At 74.7% G+C, this 14,772-nt stretch carries 14 protein-coding genes; 7 read left to right on the top strand and 7 right to left on the bottom strand.

The features are described 5' to 3' along the window. Nucleotides 1-67: 67 nt before the first annotated feature. From MET2598_RS0112035 to MET2598_RS0112015, 5 genes are all read right to left on the bottom strand, one after another. Nucleotides 68-1,177 (bottom strand): asparaginase, encoded by a 1,110-nt coding sequence (locus MET2598_RS0112035; RefSeq protein WP_018260994.1) that lies wholly within the window; start codon nt 1,175-1,177, stop codon nt 68-70. Nucleotides 1,178-1,301: 124 nt separating this feature from the next. Further along, nucleotides 1,302-2,609: an amidase gene (locus MET2598_RS0112030; protein WP_018260993.1), complete on the bottom strand. Its 1,308-nt coding sequence runs from the start codon at nt 2,607-2,609 to the stop codon at nt 1,302-1,304. Next, entirely contained in the window at nt 2,606-3,418 is an 813-nt protein-coding gene (locus MET2598_RS0112025; protein ID WP_012334754.1) for a hypothetical protein, read from the bottom strand. Before MET2598_RS0112025 ends, MET2598_RS0112030 begins: the two co-directional genes overlap by 4 nt. Before the next feature lie 20 nt (nt 3,419-3,438). Further along, entirely contained in the window at nt 3,439-4,119 is a 681-nt protein-coding gene (locus MET2598_RS0112020) for a DUF2848 domain-containing protein (RefSeq protein WP_018260992.1), read from the bottom strand. 11 nt (nt 4,120-4,130) lie between these two features. Beyond that, entirely contained in the window at nt 4,131-5,447 is a 1,317-nt protein-coding gene (locus MET2598_RS0112015) for an MFS transporter (protein ID WP_012334752.1), read from the bottom strand. A gap of 129 nt (nt 5,448-5,576) precedes the next feature. Here MET2598_RS0112015 and MET2598_RS0112010 point away from each other — a divergent pair, with 129 nt between their 5' ends. The 4 genes from MET2598_RS0112010 to MET2598_RS0111995 all read left to right on the top strand — a co-directional run bounded on the left by MET2598_RS0112010 (nt 5,577) and on the right by MET2598_RS0111995 (nt 8,588). Continuing rightward, a complete protein-coding gene (locus MET2598_RS0112010) occupies nt 5,577-6,227 on the top strand; it encodes a GntR family transcriptional regulator (RefSeq protein WP_012334751.1) in 651 nt (216 codons plus the stop codon). A gap of 232 nt (nt 6,228-6,459) precedes the next feature. Next, the gene (dut, locus tag MET2598_RS0112005) at nt 6,460-6,948 is read left to right on the top strand and encodes a dUTP diphosphatase (RefSeq protein ID WP_012334750.1); all 489 of its coding nucleotides are present in this window, start codon (nt 6,460-6,462) and stop codon (nt 6,946-6,948) included. Between the two features lie 7 nt (nt 6,949-6,955). After that, nucleotides 6,956-7,444 carry an RrF2 family transcriptional regulator gene (locus MET2598_RS0112000; protein WP_012334749.1) on the top strand — a complete coding sequence of 163 codons (489 nt, stop codon included), beginning with the start codon at nt 6,956-6,958 and terminating at the stop codon, nt 7,442-7,444. 97 nt (nt 7,445-7,541) lie between these two features. Continuing rightward, nucleotides 7,542-8,588 carry an HD-GYP domain-containing protein gene (locus MET2598_RS0111995; RefSeq protein WP_018260991.1) on the top strand — a complete coding sequence of 349 codons (1,047 nt, stop codon included), beginning with the start codon at nt 7,542-7,544 and terminating at the stop codon, nt 8,586-8,588. A gap of 216 nt (nt 8,589-8,804) precedes the next feature. Here MET2598_RS0111995 and MET2598_RS0111990 read toward each other — a convergent pair whose 3' ends face one another. Both MET2598_RS0111990 and MET2598_RS0111985 read right to left on the bottom strand, forming a co-directional pair. Beyond that, complete coding sequence (locus MET2598_RS0111990) at nt 8,805-9,935, bottom strand: M20 family metallopeptidase (RefSeq protein ID WP_012334747.1); 1,131 nt, start codon at nt 9,933-9,935, stop codon at nt 8,805-8,807. 95 nt (nt 9,936-10,030) lie between these two features. Next, the gene (locus MET2598_RS0111985; protein ID WP_157182136.1) at nt 10,031-11,638 is read right to left on the bottom strand and encodes an SUMF1/EgtB/PvdO family nonheme iron enzyme; all 1,608 of its coding nucleotides are present in this window, start codon (nt 11,636-11,638) and stop codon (nt 10,031-10,033) included. A 215-nt stretch (nt 11,639-11,853) separates the two neighbouring features. On the opposite strand from MET2598_RS0111985, the gene MET2598_RS0111980 reads away from it, so the two are divergent. The 3 genes from MET2598_RS0111980 (at nt 11,854) to MET2598_RS0111965 (ending at nt 14,683) form a co-directional block, all read left to right on the top strand. Beyond that, a complete protein-coding gene (locus MET2598_RS0111980) occupies nt 11,854-12,738 on the top strand; it encodes a DUF4399 domain-containing protein (protein WP_012334745.1) in 885 nt (294 codons plus the stop codon). A gap of 78 nt (nt 12,739-12,816) precedes the next feature. Beyond that, nucleotides 12,817-12,942 carry a hypothetical protein gene (locus MET2598_RS43375; RefSeq protein WP_018260989.1) on the top strand — a complete coding sequence of 42 codons (126 nt, stop codon included), beginning with the start codon at nt 12,817-12,819 and terminating at the stop codon, nt 12,940-12,942. A 301-nt stretch (nt 12,943-13,243) separates the two neighbouring features. Then, a complete protein-coding gene (locus MET2598_RS0111965; protein WP_026190679.1) occupies nt 13,244-14,683 on the top strand; it encodes a caspase family protein in 1,440 nt (479 codons plus the stop codon). The last annotated feature ends 89 nt before the right edge of the window (nt 14,684-14,772 follow it).

Below are 14,772 nucleotides of genomic sequence, written 5' to 3'. Positions count from 1 at the left end.
CGCCGTCTCAAGACGAGCGGGCCGGGGCGACCCAAGGGGGGATGGCCTCCGGCCCCGATTTCACCGGTCAGTACTGCCAGAAGATGCGCTGCAGCTCCTTGCTGTCACTGGTGCGCGTGAGGGCGACGGCGGTCAGGATCTTTGCCTTTTGCGGATTGAGGTCGTGGGCGACGACCCAGTCGTAGCGGTCGTCGGGCTGCTCGGCGTTGCGCAGGACGAACCCGTCGCCGACCCGCGACGAGCGGATGATCACCGTGCCGCGCTGGCGCAGGTCCCTGAGGGTGTCGACGAGGTAGCCGGCCACCGAGCCGTTGCCGGTGCCCGCGTGGATGATCGCCTTGGCGCCCGCCTGCACGGCCGCCGCGTAGGGGGAGGGGTTCATGTTGCCCGCGCCGTACACGATCGCCACCTCGGGCAGCGCGTCGATCGCCGCGATGTCGAATTCCGAGCTGGTGCCGTGCCGCTTCACCGGGGCGCGGAAATAGTAGGTCCTGCCCTCGACCACCATGCCGAGCGGCCCCCACTGGCTGGAGAAGGCGCTCGGCTTGATGTTGACGCGCTTCGTCACGTCGCGGCCGGCCTGGATCTCGTCGTTCATGGTGACGAGGACGCCCTTGCCGCGGGAATCCGGCGAGGCCGCCGTGGCGACCGCGTCCATGAGGTTGAGGGCGCCGTCGGCCGAGAGGGCGGTCGAGGGCCGCATCGAGCCCACCACCACGATCGGCTTGTCGGTCGGCACGACGAGGTCGAGGAAGTAGGCGGTCTCCTCCAGGGTGTCGGTGCCGTGAGTAACGACGACGCCGTCGACGTCGTCCCGCTTCACGAGGTCGGCCACGCGCTTGGCGAGGGTGACGAGCTGCGCGTTGGTGAAGCTCTCGGAGGCGATCTGGAAGACCTGCTCGCCCCGCACGGCGGCGACTTCGCCGAGCGCCGGCACGGCGGCGATGAGCTTATCCACCGGCACCTTGGCGGCCTGGTAGGTGGCGCTGTTGCTGGCATCGGCGCCCGCCCCGGCGATGGTGCCGCCGGTGGCCAGGATCACGATGCTCGCCTTGCGGGCGGCGGAAGGGGCGGCCGCCTCGGGCTGCGGCGCTTCGAGGGCCAGCGCGGGGGCGGCGAGGGGCAGGGCGCCGAGCAGGAGCGCGGCGAGGCACCGGCGGAGGGGGGCGTGGGGCATCGGGGCGATCTTCCGTTTGGGACCGGGAGCGGCCTTGCGGCGCGCCGGCCACCATAGCGGCCCCCGGCCCCAACGGAAGCGGGGGAATCCCGGCGCGGGCCGGGGCGGCCGCGCGGGCTGCCCGTCAGCCGAGGCAGGCCTCGATCGCGGCCCCGATCTCGAGCAGGCGCCGGTCGTGGCCGTGGCGGGCGAGCAGCATCAGCCCCGCCGGCAGGGCGCGGCCCGGCAGCGGCAGCGACAGCGCGGTGAGGTCGAACAGGTTGCCCACCATGGTGTTGCGCAGCATCAGGACGTTGGTGCGCGAGAAGGCCTCGTCGTCCTCGGCCACCGAGGCGATGGTCGGCGCCGGGATCGCGGTGGTGGGCAGGGCGACGGCGTCGAAGGGCAGCAGGCGCGCGTCGCAGGCCCGGATCAGCTCGGCCCGGGCGCGCATCATGCGCAGGTAGGCCGCCGCGCCGACCGGGCGCCCGCGCTCGATGCGCACCCGCACCCGCGGATCCATCCCGGCCCCCTCGCGATCGAGCCAGTCGGCATGGACCTCGTAGGCCTCGACCGAGGCGATGGGCGCCGCCGCGGTGGCGAGGGCGAAGCGCTCCAGCAGGTCGTCGATCGTCATGTCGGCGATGCGGGCGCCCGCCGCCGCGAGGCGGCCGAGCGCGGCCTCGACGTCGGCCGCCACGCCCGGATCCGTGTCGGTGAAGAGGAGGCCGCGGGGCACGCCGATGCGCAGGTCGGCGAGGGCGGGCGGGCGCAGCGGCGCCGGCTCCTCCCCGGCCATCACGGCGTCGGCCGCCGCGCAGGCCGCGACGCTGCGGGCGAGCGGCCCGATCGAGTCGAGGGAGGGGCTCAGCGGGAAGGCGCCCGCCAGGGGCACGCGCCGGGCGGTGGGCTTGAACCCGACGACCCCGTTGAGGGAGGCCGGGATCCGCACCGACCCGCCCGTGTCGGTGCCGATGGCGACGTCGCTGGTGCCGAGGGCCGCCGAGACCCCCGCGCCCGAGGAGGAGCCGCCCGGCAGCCGGGCCGGATCGGCGGCGTTGCCCGGGGTCCCGTAATGCGGGTTGAGGCCGAGCCCCGAGAAGGCGAATTCCGTCATGTTGGTCTTGCCGACGATCACGGCGCCCGCCCGGCGCAGCCGCGCCACGACCGGCGCGTCCGCGGCGGCGGGCGGGCTGGCGCACCGGATGGCGGAGCCCGCCGTGGTCGGCTCGCCCGCGACATCGAACAGGTCCTTGATCGACACGATGGCGCCGTCGAGCGGCCCGAGGGAGAGCCCGGCCCGGCGCCGCGCATCGGCGGCGTCGGCCTCGGCGCGGGCCTGCCGGGCGGCGACGCGGGTGAAGACGTGGCGCCCCGCCTCCTCGCCGATGGCGGCGAGGCGGCGCTCGAGGTCGTCGCGCACGGGGGTCGGGCTCGCGGGGGTCGGGTTCACGGGACGGTCTCCGAGGGGCGAGAGGGCCAGAGGCGGTTCAGGAGCAGGATGCCCCCGTTCCAGGCGAGGGTCACGAGGAGCGCCAGCGTCAGGCCGAAGGCCGCCCCCAGGCGCTCCACCGTCAGGGCGAGGATCGTGAGGGCCGCCACGAAGCCGAGGAGTCCGGGCAGGCCGAGGACCAGCACGCCGGCGCTCGCCTCCCCGCCGAGGCGCGGATGCAGGATCAGCGCGAGGCTCACCATCACGACCGGGGCCAGCGCCAGCAGACCGGCGAGGCCCGGACCCGCCACCCGGCCGGCCAGCAGCACGAGGCCGACGAGGCCCATGACGATCCCGGCCCGGATCGCCACGTCGCGGGGCCGTCCGGGCCGCCGCGGCACCGGCCGGGCGGGGCGGATCGCCCGCCCCGCCGCCATGCAGGCGAGGAGCGCCAGGGCGGCGAGGCCGGCCGCCGGGGCGAGGCCGGGCGCGAGCTGGCGCAGGGCCGTGGCGGCCGCGCCCCAGGCCAGGAGCCCCGCCCCGAGACTGAGGGCGAGCCCGCCGCGGCGGGCCAGGGCGGCGTAGACCACGATCAGGATCCCGGTCGCCGCGATGGCCGGCAGGCTGGCGACGGCGCTCGCGCGCAGGAAATCCGGCCCGTGCTCCAGGGCGAGGAACAGGTAGGCGGGCCCGGCCGAGAGCGGCAGCGTCGCGATCATCGCCGCCACGAGGGGCCCGGCGCGCTCGACCGCCCGGGCGGCGACCACCACCACGGCCGCGCTCGCCGCCATCTTGGCGGCGGTGGCGACGATCTCCGCCCCGGCTAGCATCCCCTGCCGCTCCCGCCGCCTCAGGACACGACCGGCAGCACCTTGACGTCGTAGGCGTGGCCGAGGCGCATTCCGCGCACCGGATCCTCCAGTTCGATCTCGAAGCGCGAGGCCGGCCGGATGCCCCCGATGGCCGCGAGGGTGCCGCCGAACATCACGCTGCCGGGCGGCAGGTCCGGGCCGCCGGGCCGGCGTGCCAGGAGGTCGCTCGGGCGGCGCAGGCCGGCGAGCGCGCCTTCCTGGTAGAGCACCCGCGCGCCGTCGATCGTCGCGTAGGCCCGCAGCACCAGGGCGTCCCAGTGCGGCTCGACCTCGTCGAGGCGCCACAGGCCGGTGCCGATCGGCTTGCCGCAGAGCTGCTTCGAGAGGGCGATGCCGAGCGTCTCGGCCTTGCGGTCGGTGTGGTCGGAGCCGAGCCCGAGCCAGAGCCCGTCCGCCAGCGAGACCACCACCGGCTCGGCCTCGCCGGAGGTGTCGGGACCGAGCACGACGAGGCGCGCCGCCTGCGTGAGGGTCTGGGCCGCGACCCGGTAATAGACCGGCACCGCCGAGGGGCGCGGCACGCCGATCGCCGCCAGTTCCTCGATGTGGTGGCGGATCGCCGCCTCGTCGCTCCCGGCCCAGCCGGCGATCACCACGGATTCGGGCTCGATGGCGATCCGGTCCTCGCGCCCGCGGGCGCTGCGGTGGAAGGTCAGCATCGCGGGGTTCCTCATGGAATGGCCGGTTCGGGCGCGGATTCCTCCTGCCAGCGCGCGAAGCCGAAGACCAGGATGGCGGCCAGGAGTTCGAGGCCGGCCACGACGGTGAGCCCGCCGCTGGACGAGCCGGTGAGGGAGGTCGACAGGCCGATCATGGAGGGCGCGGCGAAGCCCGCGAGGTTGCCGATCGCGTTGATCGCCGCGATGGCGCCCGCCGCGGCGGTGCCGGAGAGGAAGGTCTGCGGCAGCGCCCAGAAGACCGGGAAGGCCGCCAGGATGCCGATCGCCGCGACCGTGAGGGCCGCCAGCGCGGGGACGGCCTGGCCGATCAGGGCGCCCGTCGCCGCGAGGCCCGCGGCGGCGACCAGGCTCGCGCCGGCGCAATGCAGGCGCCGCTCCCGGCGGCGGTCGGAATGCGCGCCGTTCCAGACCATCGCGGCCGTGCCGGCGACGAAGGGGATTGCCGAGAGGAGGCCGATGGCGATCGGGTCGCGCACGCCGATCTCCTTGATGATCGAGGGCGTCCAGAACGCGATGGTGGCGTTGCCGCTGACGATGCAGAAGTAGATCAGCGCGCAGAGCCAGACCCGGCCGTCGCGCAGGGCCGCCCCGAGATGCGCCTCCTTGCCGGCCGCGCGGCCCTCCGCCGCCACCGCCGCGCTCATGGCGGCGGCGACCGGCGCGGGAAGCCAGCGCGCGCTCTCGGGCCGGTCCGGCAGCCAGGCGAGCACCGCGAGCCCGGCGACGAGCGAGGGGATCCCCTCCAGGATGAACAGCCACTGCCAGTTGGCGAGGCCGCCGACGCCCCCCATCGTGCCCATGATCAGCCCGGCCACCGGCCCGCCGACGATCCCGGCCACCGCGAAGGAGGTCATGAACAGGCCGTTGATGCGCGAGCGCCGGGCGCTCGGGAACCAGTAGGTCAGGTAGAGGACCACGCCCGGGAAGAAGCCCGCCTCGAACACGCCGAGCAGGAAGCGCACGGCGTAGAACGTCCACTCGTCGCGCACGAAGGCGAGGCCCATCGAGGCGAGCCCCCACAGGATGGTGATCCGCGCCAGCGTCCGGCGCGCGCCGATGCGCTCCAGGAGCAGGTTGCTCGGCACCTCGAACAGGAAGTAGCCGACGAAGAAGATCCCCGCCCCGAAGCCGTAGACCGCCTCGCTGAACCGCAGGTCGGTCAGCATCTGCAGCTTGGCGAAGCCCACATTCACCCGGTCGATCCAGGCCAGGATGAACAGGATCACCAGGAAGGGGATCAGCCGCAGGGTCGCCCCGCGGTAACCCTCCTCCAGCTCGGCCGCGCTCACCTCGTCTCCCCGCATCATCGCACTTCTCCCGCGCTCTTCTCCCCCCGCCCGGACGGGGCCGATCGGCGCTTGGCCTCGCAATTAGCATGCCTGTGAAATTTCACAAACCGTGCTATGGCGCGGCCGCGCTGCGGGAGCGGTGAGCGGATGAGAGCGGGCGATCCCCCCATTATCTCGGAGAACGAGCGGGCCTACCGGCGCCTGAAGGGCGACATCCTGGCCCTCCGGCTGAAGCCCGGCGAGGCGCTCAACGAGGCGGCCCTCTGCGCGGAATTCGGCATCGGACGCACGCCGGTGAACAAGGCGCTGCACCGGCTGATGCACGAGGGGCTGGTGCGGATCCTGCCCCGCAAGGGCGTCCTGGTGCAGCCGCTCTCGATGGACGAGTTCGCGCAGCTCGTCGAGGTGCGCCGGCTGACCGAGCCGGCCTGCGCGGCGCGGGCGGCCGAGCGGATCGGCGCGGCGGATCTGGCCCGGCTCGACGCGGTGCTGGCCGAGGCCCCGGCCGCGCCCTCGCCCGACCTCGACCCGATCATCGAGGCCGACCGGCGCTTCCACGCGGCGATCGCCGCGGCGAGCGGCAACCGCGTCCTGGCCGAGGTGCTGGACGGGCTGCACGGCCGATCGGTGCGCTTCTGGGCCCTGTCCCTCGGCACCGGCCAGCACCTCGCGGAGGTGGCGGTGGAGCACGCGGCGATCCGCGACGCCCTCGCCCGGCGCTCCCCGTCGGACGCCGCGGCGGCCATGACGGCGCATATCGAGTCCTTCGCCCGCACCCTCGCCGCGCGGCTCGGCTGAGGCCGGCTCCCCCTCCCGGGGGTGTAGCCGCGGGCGCGCGGCCGGGGCATAAGGGCGCCGCGGGGCGGCCCGGCCGGGCCGCGCCCATCACCGGATACCTGACCGCATCGTCCGCGCCGGATCCGGCGCGCCGCCGGGCGATGCCAGCGCGAGGCTCGCCCATGCCCGACCTGCCCTCCGGCCGATGCGCCCGACCGCGGCACCGGGGCGGAATGCGGTGGCGGGGCGGCGCATGACCGGGCCCGACGACCTCGCGGTCGAGATCCGCCTCCTCGATCCGCGTCTCTCCGGGTGGGGGTTCCCGCGCTGGGGCTCGGCGCAGGCGGCGGGGCTCGACCTGCACGCCTGCCTGGACGCGCCCCTGACGCTCGCCCCGCAGGCCGCCCCGGTCCTGGTGCCGGCCGGATTCGCGGTGGCGATCCGCGATCCCGGCTGGTGCGGCCTGGTCTGTCCCCGCTCGGGGCTCGGCCACCGGGAGGGGCTCGTCCTCGGCAACACGGTCGGGGTGATCGACGCCGATTACGAGGGGCCCCTGATGCTCTCGCTCTGGAACCGCAACCCGCCGGGCGCGTCCCGGCCGCTCACCATCGCGCCGGGGGAGCGCGTGGCGCAGCTCGTCTTCACCCGGGTGACCCGGCCGGCCCTGCGCCTCGTCGAGACCTTCTCGGGCGAGGCGGCGGCGCGGGGGGAGAGCGGGTTCGGCTCGACGGGGCGGCACTGAGGGCGCGATGGGGGAGGCCTCGACCAGCCCGCAGGAGCCCGCCGGCGCGGCCCCGCCGGCGCTGGCGCCCCCGCGCCTCGCGCTCGCGGTGGCGGCGGTGATCGACATCGCGCTCCACGCCCGGCCGCAGGCGGTCAGCGCCCGGGCGCTCGCGGCCCGCCACGGCCTGCCCCCGCGCCACCTCGAGACGGTGCTGCAGGCCCTGGTCCGGCACGGGCTGCTCAAGGGCCTGCGCGGCCCGCATGGCGGCTACGAACTCGCCCGCGAGCGCCGCCGCATCCGCGTCGGCGACATCGCCAGGGCGGTGCTGGCCCTCGGCGACGGCGAGGCGGGCAGGCCGGCGCCGGCGGCGGGGCTGATCGACCCGCTCCTCGCGGCGGCCGGGCAGGCCTTCCTCGCGACCCTCGACGCGGTGACGGTGGAGGAGCTCTGCCGACGGGCCGAGGCGGCCAGGATCTTCCCGGACCTGCCCAGCGGCAGCGATTTCGCCATCTGACCGCCAAAACATGCTTTAAAGATCGCTTCAGCAAACTCGGCGACATTTCGCTGATGCCGCCGCACCCGACGGCCCGGCATGGGATCCCAGACACGCCATGACTTCCGCCGCGGACCCCTCCGTCGTCATCGTCACGGCACGGCCGGATCCGGCGCAGCTCTCGCGCCTCTTCGCCCCCGCCTACGCCACCCTGGTCCTCGGCGAGGCCGAGGCCGCCCGCAGCGCCCTGGCGGATCAGGGCACCGACCTCGTGCTGATCGAGGACGGGCCCCGCCTCGACGCGATCGGCCTCGTGCGCGACCTGCGCCGCCTGCCGCACCTCGTGCGCACCTCCCTGATGGTGCTGGGCAGCGGCGAGCCGGCCGCGGCGCGGCGGCGCGCCCTCGAAGCGGGCGCCACCGACGTGGTGCTGCCGCCCCTCGACGGGTTCGACCTGCAGATCCGCGCCCGCAACCTCGTCGCCCTGTCCCGGGCCCAGGCGGGCGCCGCGGAGGCGGAGGACCTCGCCCGCGAGATGCGGCGGGTGCACGCGCAGAGCGCCCAGCGGGAGCGGGAGATCATCCACCGCCTGATGCTGGCGGCGGAGTACCGGGACGATCAGGCGGGCGGCCACCTCACCCGGGTGGCCGGCTGCGTCATCGCCATCGCGGACGGGCTCGGCCTCCCGGAGGAGGAGGCGAACGACATCGCGCTGGCCTCGACCATGCACGACATCGGCAAGATCGGGGTGGCGGACGCGATCCTGCGCAAGCCCGGGCCCCTGAGCGAGGCCGAGCGGGTCGAGATGATGGAGCACGCCCTGCGCGGCTACCGGATGCTGAGCGACAGCCCGTCCCGGCTCCTGCGCCTCGCCGCCGAGATCGCGCTGACCCACCACGAGCGCTGGGACGGGACCGGCTACCCGCGCGGCCTGAAAGGCGAGGCGATCCCGCTGCCGGGCCGCATCACCGCGGTGGCGGACGTGTTCGACGCGCTGATCTCGGACCGGGTCTACAAGCCGGGCTGGCCGCTCGACCGGGCCCGGTCCTTCCTGGAGGAGGAGGCGGGCCGGCATTTCGACCCGGCCTGCGTGTGGGCCTTCCTGTCGCGCTGGGACGAGGTGGTCGCCCTCGTGGAGGACCGGCCGGCGACGCGGGCGGCGTGACGGCCCGGCCCTTCGTTCCCGGACCCCGAGGGGGCCCGGACGGGGCGCGGGCTGCGCCAAATCCGCATTGCGACGCAATCCGTCGGATCACGAGCCGGCGCGGCGCTTGAGCGAAGCCGACATCCGCATTGCGACGCAATCCGTCGGATCACGAGCCGGCGCGGCGCTTGAGCGAAGCCGACATCCGCATTGCGACGCAATCCGTCGGATTTCGGATCACAGCGTCTCCAGCATCCGCTGCATCAGCCGCCGCCGCGGCGCGATGGAGGAGATCAGGCCGTACTCCCACAGCGTGTGGGCGCCGTCCCCGTCGATGCCGAGGCCGTCGAGGGTCGGCACGCCGAGCGCCGCCGTGAAGTTCCCGTCCGAGCCGCCGCCCGTCAGCGGCACCTCGCCGAGGGCGAGGCCGAGCTCCTGCTCGGCGATGGCGCGCGCCTGCGCGAAGAGCCGGCCGGTCAGGTCCGAGCGCGGATAGGGCGGGCGGTTCATGCCGCCGGTCACCGTCACGGTGAAGTCGGGCGCGGCCTGCAGGCCGCGGAGGCGCGCCACGCAGGCCCGCCCGTCCTCCTCCGTCACCACCCGCAGGTCCGCGGTGAAGCGGCAATGCTGCGGCACCACGTTCTCGGCGGTGCCGCCCTGGACCAGCCCGACCGTGGTGGTGATGCCGCGCGCGTAGTCGGTCAGGGCCTCGATCTCCAGGATCAGCCGGGCGGCCTCGCGGATCGCGTTGCGCCCCTCCGCGTGGCGGCTGCCGGCATGGGCGGGGCGCCCCTCCACGTGGATGTCGAAGCGCCCGACGCCCTTGCGGCCCGTGACCACCCGGCCGCCGTCCCGGCCGGGCTCGGTCACCAGCACCGCCTCGGCCCGCCGCCCCAGATCCTCGATCAGCCCGCGGGTCGTCGGCGAGCCGATCTCCTCGTCGCTCGTGAACAGGAAGACGAGGGGCCGCCGGGCCTGCCCGCCCTTCGCCGCGGCGATGAAGCCCTGCAGGCAGAGCCACGCCCCGCCCTTCATGTCGTACACGCCCGGCCCGTAGAGCCGGTCGCCCTCGACCCGCACCGGCAGCTCCGCCAGGGTGCCGACCGGATGGACCGTGTCGAGGTGCGACAGGACCAGGAGGGCGGGCTCCCCGGTCCGCGGCCCGGCCCGCAGGATCAGGCTGTCGCCGAGGCCCTGCGTGCCGCCGATCCGCTCCCACGGGATGCCGGTCGCCTCGGCCTCGTCGGCGACGAGGTCCATCATCCGGTTGACCCCGGCCGCGTGGTGGGTCGGGCTCTCGACCGAGAGCCAGCGGCTGATCGCGGCGACGGCCTCCTCGGGCGACGGGGCGGCGGATTCGGGGGACATCGGGGGCTCCTCGGGGACGAAAGCCTGCCCATCCCCCGCCGCCCGGCCCGCCGCAAGGGGCGATGTGGCGCAGGCCGGCCCCGGCCCGGTGCGGATCAGGGGAGCTCCCGCACCACCCGGAACCCGTTGGCGTAGTAGCGGATGTCGTGGTCGTAGCGGAAGCGCGAGCCCGAGCGCAGGAGCGCCGAGCGGGCCGTGAAGGAGCCGCCGCGCAGGACGCGCAGGTCGCACTGGCCCGTGCGCCACGCCGCGCCGTCGGTCGGCGCCCCCCGGTAGCTCATGTTCCAGCAATCCTCGACCCACTCGGCGGCGTTTCCGGCGGTGTCGAACAGCCCGAAGGCGTTGGGGCGGTACGAGCCCACCGCGACGGTGCGGTGGGACGGAGCCTGGCTGCAATCCTCGCAATTCGCCCGCCCGCTGCCCACCGCCGGCCCCCACCAGAACGGCGAGGTCGCGCCCGCGCGGGCCGCGTATTCCCACTCCGCCTCGCTCGGCAGGCGGTAGGTCCGGCGCGTCTGCGCGGACAGCCAGCGCAGGTAGCCCTGCACGTCGTCGTAGCTCACGTCGATGACCGGTCGGTCGCCGCGCCCGAAGCCGTGGTCGTCGATGTCGCCCTTGCAGCCGCCCGCGGCCACGCAGGCATCCCACTGCGCGAAGGTCACCTCGTGCCGGCCGATCGCGAAGGGGCGCCGGATCGTCACCCGGTGGGCGGGCTTCTCGTACTCCGCGTCCCCGCCCATCACGAAGTCGCCCGCCGGCACCACGACGAGTTCCGGGCAGGTCGGGCAGTCGCGGAAGGTCTCGCCCGGCCTCGGCCCCTCGCCCGCCGCGCGCTCGGAGGCCGGGGGCGGGGAGGGCGCCTCGGCCACCGGCGGCGGGCCGGCGGGCGGCGGGCGAGGCGCCGCGCCCGGCGTCGCGAAGAAGACGTCGTCGAGGAGGGAGGAGGAGACCCAGGGCACGCGCCGCGCCCCGGTCGCCCGCGCCACCGCCATCCGGGTGCGCGCGAAGCCCTGCTCGGCGCTGACGCCCGGGGCCGCGATCTGGCGCAGGAGCTCGCGCACGAACAGGCCGCCGTCGTCGGCCTCCTCCGGCGGCTTGTCGAGGGCGGCGCTGAAGATCGCCAGCGTGCCGTCGCGCATGTCGAGGGCCGCCAAGCCCTCGGGCGGGCGCCGGAACGTCTCCTCGAACGGGTTGCGCCGGGCCGCGTCCACGATGACGATCCGGGTCGCCGCCCCGCGGCGGGTGAACTCGGCGAGGATCGAGTCGAGGTCGAGCCCCTCCTGGCGCACCTGAACCTCGGAGCGCACGCTGGCCCCGACCGGGATCAGGAAATTCTGCTGGCCCGAGCGGATCGCGTAGCCGTTGTAGAAGAACACCACCACGGAGCTGCGCCCGATCCGGGCCGCGACCTCGGCGACGCGCTGCTGCATCTGCGCCTTGGTGAGATTCTCCCCGGCCTCCACCACGAAGCCGAGCCGGTCCAGCTCCTCCGCGACGAGGCGGGCGGAGCGGTTGGTCCCGAGGGGATCACCCCCGCCCGAATAGGCCGAGTTGCTGATGACGAGAGCGATGCGCGGGCTCGCTTCGAGGACCACCGCGCGGCCCTGCGCCGCCGCCGGTCCCGGCCCGAGGACGAGGCACAGGAGGAGGACGACGCTCCTCGCCGCCGCAAGCGCCGCACCGGCCGGTCCGGTCCGTCCCATGCTCGACTCGCACACCCAGGTCATCGCGCGACCCGCAGCACAGCCAACAACGAATCGCTCCGGCGTGGTAGGGAAAAACTGTGATTGCGGCATTTTGCCGCTTATCAAAGCACATCTCGACTGAACGAGGAGCAGTAAAAAGAGGCACTGTGCTTTGCGTGGGACCGATTATTGGGTGACATTTCGGCGTCGTGGCTGACCCGGAGGAGAGGGCGATGCGACTCACCAGGCTGTTGCCGGCACTGCTGTTGTTCCTGCCGCACCCCGGCATCGCCCAGGAGGCGCCGCGGGGCGGACCGTCCCCGGCGCCGGCCGGCGCGAGCGTCTACTTCGTCGACGTCAAGGACGGGAGCGTGCTGCCGACCCGGACCACGATCCATTTCGGCCTGCACGGCATGGGCGTGGCGCCGGCGGGCGTGCCGCGGGAGAATGCCGGCCACCACCACCTGCTGGTCGATACCGACCTGCCGAACCTCTCCGAGCCGATCCCCAACGACTTCAACCACCTGCATTTCGGCGCGGGTCAGACCGAGGCCGAGCTGAACCTGCCTCCGGGCGAGCACACGCTGCAGCTCCTGCTCGGCGACCACAAGCACATCGCGCATTCGCCCCCGATCATGTCGGAGAAGATCCGGGTGGTGGTGCGGGAGGGCGGCGCCGGCGGCGTCGCGGCCGGGCCGAGACCGCCGGGGCAGCGCCGGGCCTCGGCCAAGGGCGCCAAGGTCTACATCGCGAGCCCGGTGAACGGCGCCACGGTGCCGCGCACCGTCCTGGTCCGGTTCGGTCTCATCAACATGGGCGTGGCGCCGGCCGGGATCGTCAAGGCCAATACGGGCCACCACCACCTGCTCATCGACACGCCGCTGCCGCCCTTCGACCGGCCGATTCCCAACGATTTCAACCACCTGCATTTCGGCGCGGGCCAGACCGAGGCGCGCGTGACGCTGCCGCTCGGCCGCCACACCCTGCAGTTGCTGCTCGCCGACGAGGACCACGTCCCGCACGATCCGCCGATCTATTCCAAGCCGATCCGCGTCCTCGTCACCGCCTCGGGCCGGCCGCCCCGGGCGCGGGCGCCGCGGCGGGGCCGCTACGGCTGAGGCGCCCCGGGTGCGGTCCATCACATCCGCCCGGGCCGGGGGATGGAATGGTCCGCATCAGCGACAGAGGAGGCGTCCATGACCCTCACCATCCTGGACCCCCGCACGGGGACGACGGTGAAGATGTGGTTTCCCGACAAGCCGGTCGAGCCGCAGCCGGCCCCGGCGCGGATCATCCCGCATCCCGGCCGGCGGCGGGCTTGAGCGCCCGCCGCCCGGGGCGGGCTTGAGCGCCCGCCGCCCGGGGCGGGCTTGAGCGCCCGCCGCCCGGAGCGGGCTTGAGCGCCCGCCGCCCGGGGCGGGCTTGAGCGCCCGCCGCCCGGAGCGGGCTTGAGCGCCCGCCGCCGGCCGGAGCGGGCTTGAGCACGTCACAGTTGATTGCGTTCATGGCCGCAACCGGCGCATGCTGGGTCGCGGTATCGGGGCGGGGAACCGTCCATCGGGCCGGGCCCGTCCCGGAGAAGCGGGGGAGCGCGTCGCGCGGGAGCGCCGCGAGGAGGCGAGGATGTTGCGGTGGAGACTGGGACCGCTCCTGATCCTGGCGGCATGCCTCCTGACCGGGACGGGGGCCTCGGCGGCCGACCGGCGCGTCGCCCTGGTGATCGGGAACTCCGCCTACCGCTCCGTGCCGGTGCTCGCCAATCCGGGCCGCGACGCCTCGGCCATGGCGGAGATGCTGCGCCGGGCGGGCTTCGAGTCGGTCGACCTGAGGCAGGATCTCGGCACGGTCGAGCTGAAGCGCACCGTGCGGGAATTCATGCAGACCAGCCGCGACGCGGACGTCGCGGTGGTGTTCTTCGCCGGCCACGGCATCGAGGTCGCGGGGATCAACTACCTGATCCCGACCGATGCCCGCCTGCGGACCGATTTCGACGTCGAGGACGAGGGTTTGTCGCTGGAGCGGGTGATCCGCGCGATCGAGCCGGCGCGGCGCCTGCGCCTCGTCATCCTGGATGCCTGCCGCAACAACCCGTTCAACGTCGGCATGCAGCGGATGGTGAGCATCCGGGGCGTGGCGAACGGCCTCGCCAAGGTGGACCCGCTGATCAGCGACACCCTCGTGGCCTTCGCGGCCAAGGCCGGGTCGGTCGCCGACGACGGCGGCGGCGACCACAGCCCCTTCACGACGGCGATGCTCAAGCACCTCGCAGCGCCGGGCCTCGACGTGCGGGTCGCCTTCGGGCGGGTCCGCGACGAGGTTCTGCGCCTCACCGGCGGCAAGCAGGAGCCCTTCGTCTACGGCTCCCTCGGGGGCGCCACCATGGCGCTGGTGCCGGACCTCAGGGCCGCCGACCCGGAGGGCGACCCCAAGGAGATGCGGCGCGACTATGAATTCGCCGAGCGCGTCGGCACGCGGGAGGCGTGGTCCTCCTTCCTGGCCGCGCATCCGGCCGGCTTCTACGCGGATCTGGCCCGCGCCCAGGTCGCCAAGCTCACGGGCAGCCCGGCCGCGCCGCCCGCCGGCGAGCCGGCCCGCCGGCCGCTCCCGCAGACGCGGCCGGTCGGCACCGACCCGGCGACCGCCGCCGTCGCGCCCGGCCCCGCCGCTTCCCCGCCCGGCGCCGAGCACAACGGGGCCTGCCAGCGCGAGGCCCAGACCCTCGCCCGCCTGCGCGCGACCCGCGCGCCGGAGGCAGTGCTGCGCTTCGAGCGCGAATTCACCTGCGAGGCGCTGCGCCCGCAGCTCGCCCGGCTGATCGAGGCGGTGCGTCCGCCCGCACCGCCTTCCGTTCTGCCCGACCCGATCCCGCCGATCCCCGGCGAGCCGCTGACGACGAGCACGGCGCGGGCGACCCCGGGCGCCTGCGAGCGCGAGGCCCAGATCCTCGCCCAGCTGCGCAACAGCCGCGACGTGCCGGCGATCGACCGCTTCGCGCGCGACCTCAGCTGCCAGGAGCTGCGCCCGCAGCTGCAGCGCCTGCGCGAGAGCGTGGGCGAGGAGTGATCCGGGATCCGCTTGATCGACGCGGATCCCGGATCACGAGCCTGCGCGGCGCCTGAGCGCGGCGCCTGAGCGAAGCCGACATCCGCATG

It is taken from the genome of Methylobacterium sp. WSM2598 (assembly GCF_000379105.1).
Lineage (GTDB): Bacteria > Pseudomonadota > Alphaproteobacteria > Rhizobiales > Beijerinckiaceae > Methylobacterium.
The sequence above is the reverse complement of the archived record's forward strand: the minus strand, read 5'-3'. Positions and strand labels throughout refer to the sequence as shown.

Coding starts and splice junctions, on each gene's coding strand:
- MET2598_RS0112035 (WP_018260994.1), bottom strand. CDS start 1,177: ATGCCCCACGCCCCCCTCCGCCGGTGCCTCGCCGCGCTCCTGCTCGGC.
- MET2598_RS0112025 (WP_012334754.1), bottom strand. CDS start 3,418: ATGCTAGCCGGGGCGGAGATCGTCGCCACCGCCGCCAAGATGGCGGCG.
- MET2598_RS0112020 (WP_018260992.1), bottom strand. CDS start 4,119: ATGCTGACCTTCCACCGCAGCGCCCGCGGGCGCGAGGACCGGATCGCC.
- MET2598_RS0112015 (WP_012334752.1), bottom strand. CDS start 5,447: ATGATGCGGGGAGACGAGGTGAGCGCGGCCGAGCTGGAGGAGGGTTAC.
- MET2598_RS0112010 (WP_012334751.1), top strand. CDS start 5,577: ATGAGAGCGGGCGATCCCCCCATTATCTCGGAGAACGAGCGGGCCTAC.
- dut (WP_012334750.1), top strand. CDS start 6,460: ATGACCGGGCCCGACGACCTCGCGGTCGAGATCCGCCTCCTCGATCCG.
- MET2598_RS0112000 (WP_012334749.1), top strand. CDS start 6,956: ATGGGGGAGGCCTCGACCAGCCCGCAGGAGCCCGCCGGCGCGGCCCCG.
- MET2598_RS0111995 (WP_018260991.1), top strand. CDS start 7,542: ATGACTTCCGCCGCGGACCCCTCCGTCGTCATCGTCACGGCACGGCCG.
- MET2598_RS0111990 (WP_012334747.1), bottom strand. CDS start 9,935: ATGTCCCCCGAATCCGCCGCCCCGTCGCCCGAGGAGGCCGTCGCCGCG.
- MET2598_RS0111985 (WP_157182136.1), bottom strand. CDS start 11,638: ATGGGACGGACCGGACCGGCCGGTGCGGCGCTTGCGGCGGCGAGGAGC.
- MET2598_RS0111980 (WP_012334745.1), top strand. CDS start 11,854: ATGCGACTCACCAGGCTGTTGCCGGCACTGCTGTTGTTCCTGCCGCAC.
- MET2598_RS43375 (WP_018260989.1), top strand. CDS start 12,817: ATGACCCTCACCATCCTGGACCCCCGCACGGGGACGACGGTGAAGATG.
- MET2598_RS0111965 (WP_026190679.1), top strand. CDS start 13,244: ATGTTGCGGTGGAGACTGGGACCGCTCCTGATCCTGGCGGCATGCCTC.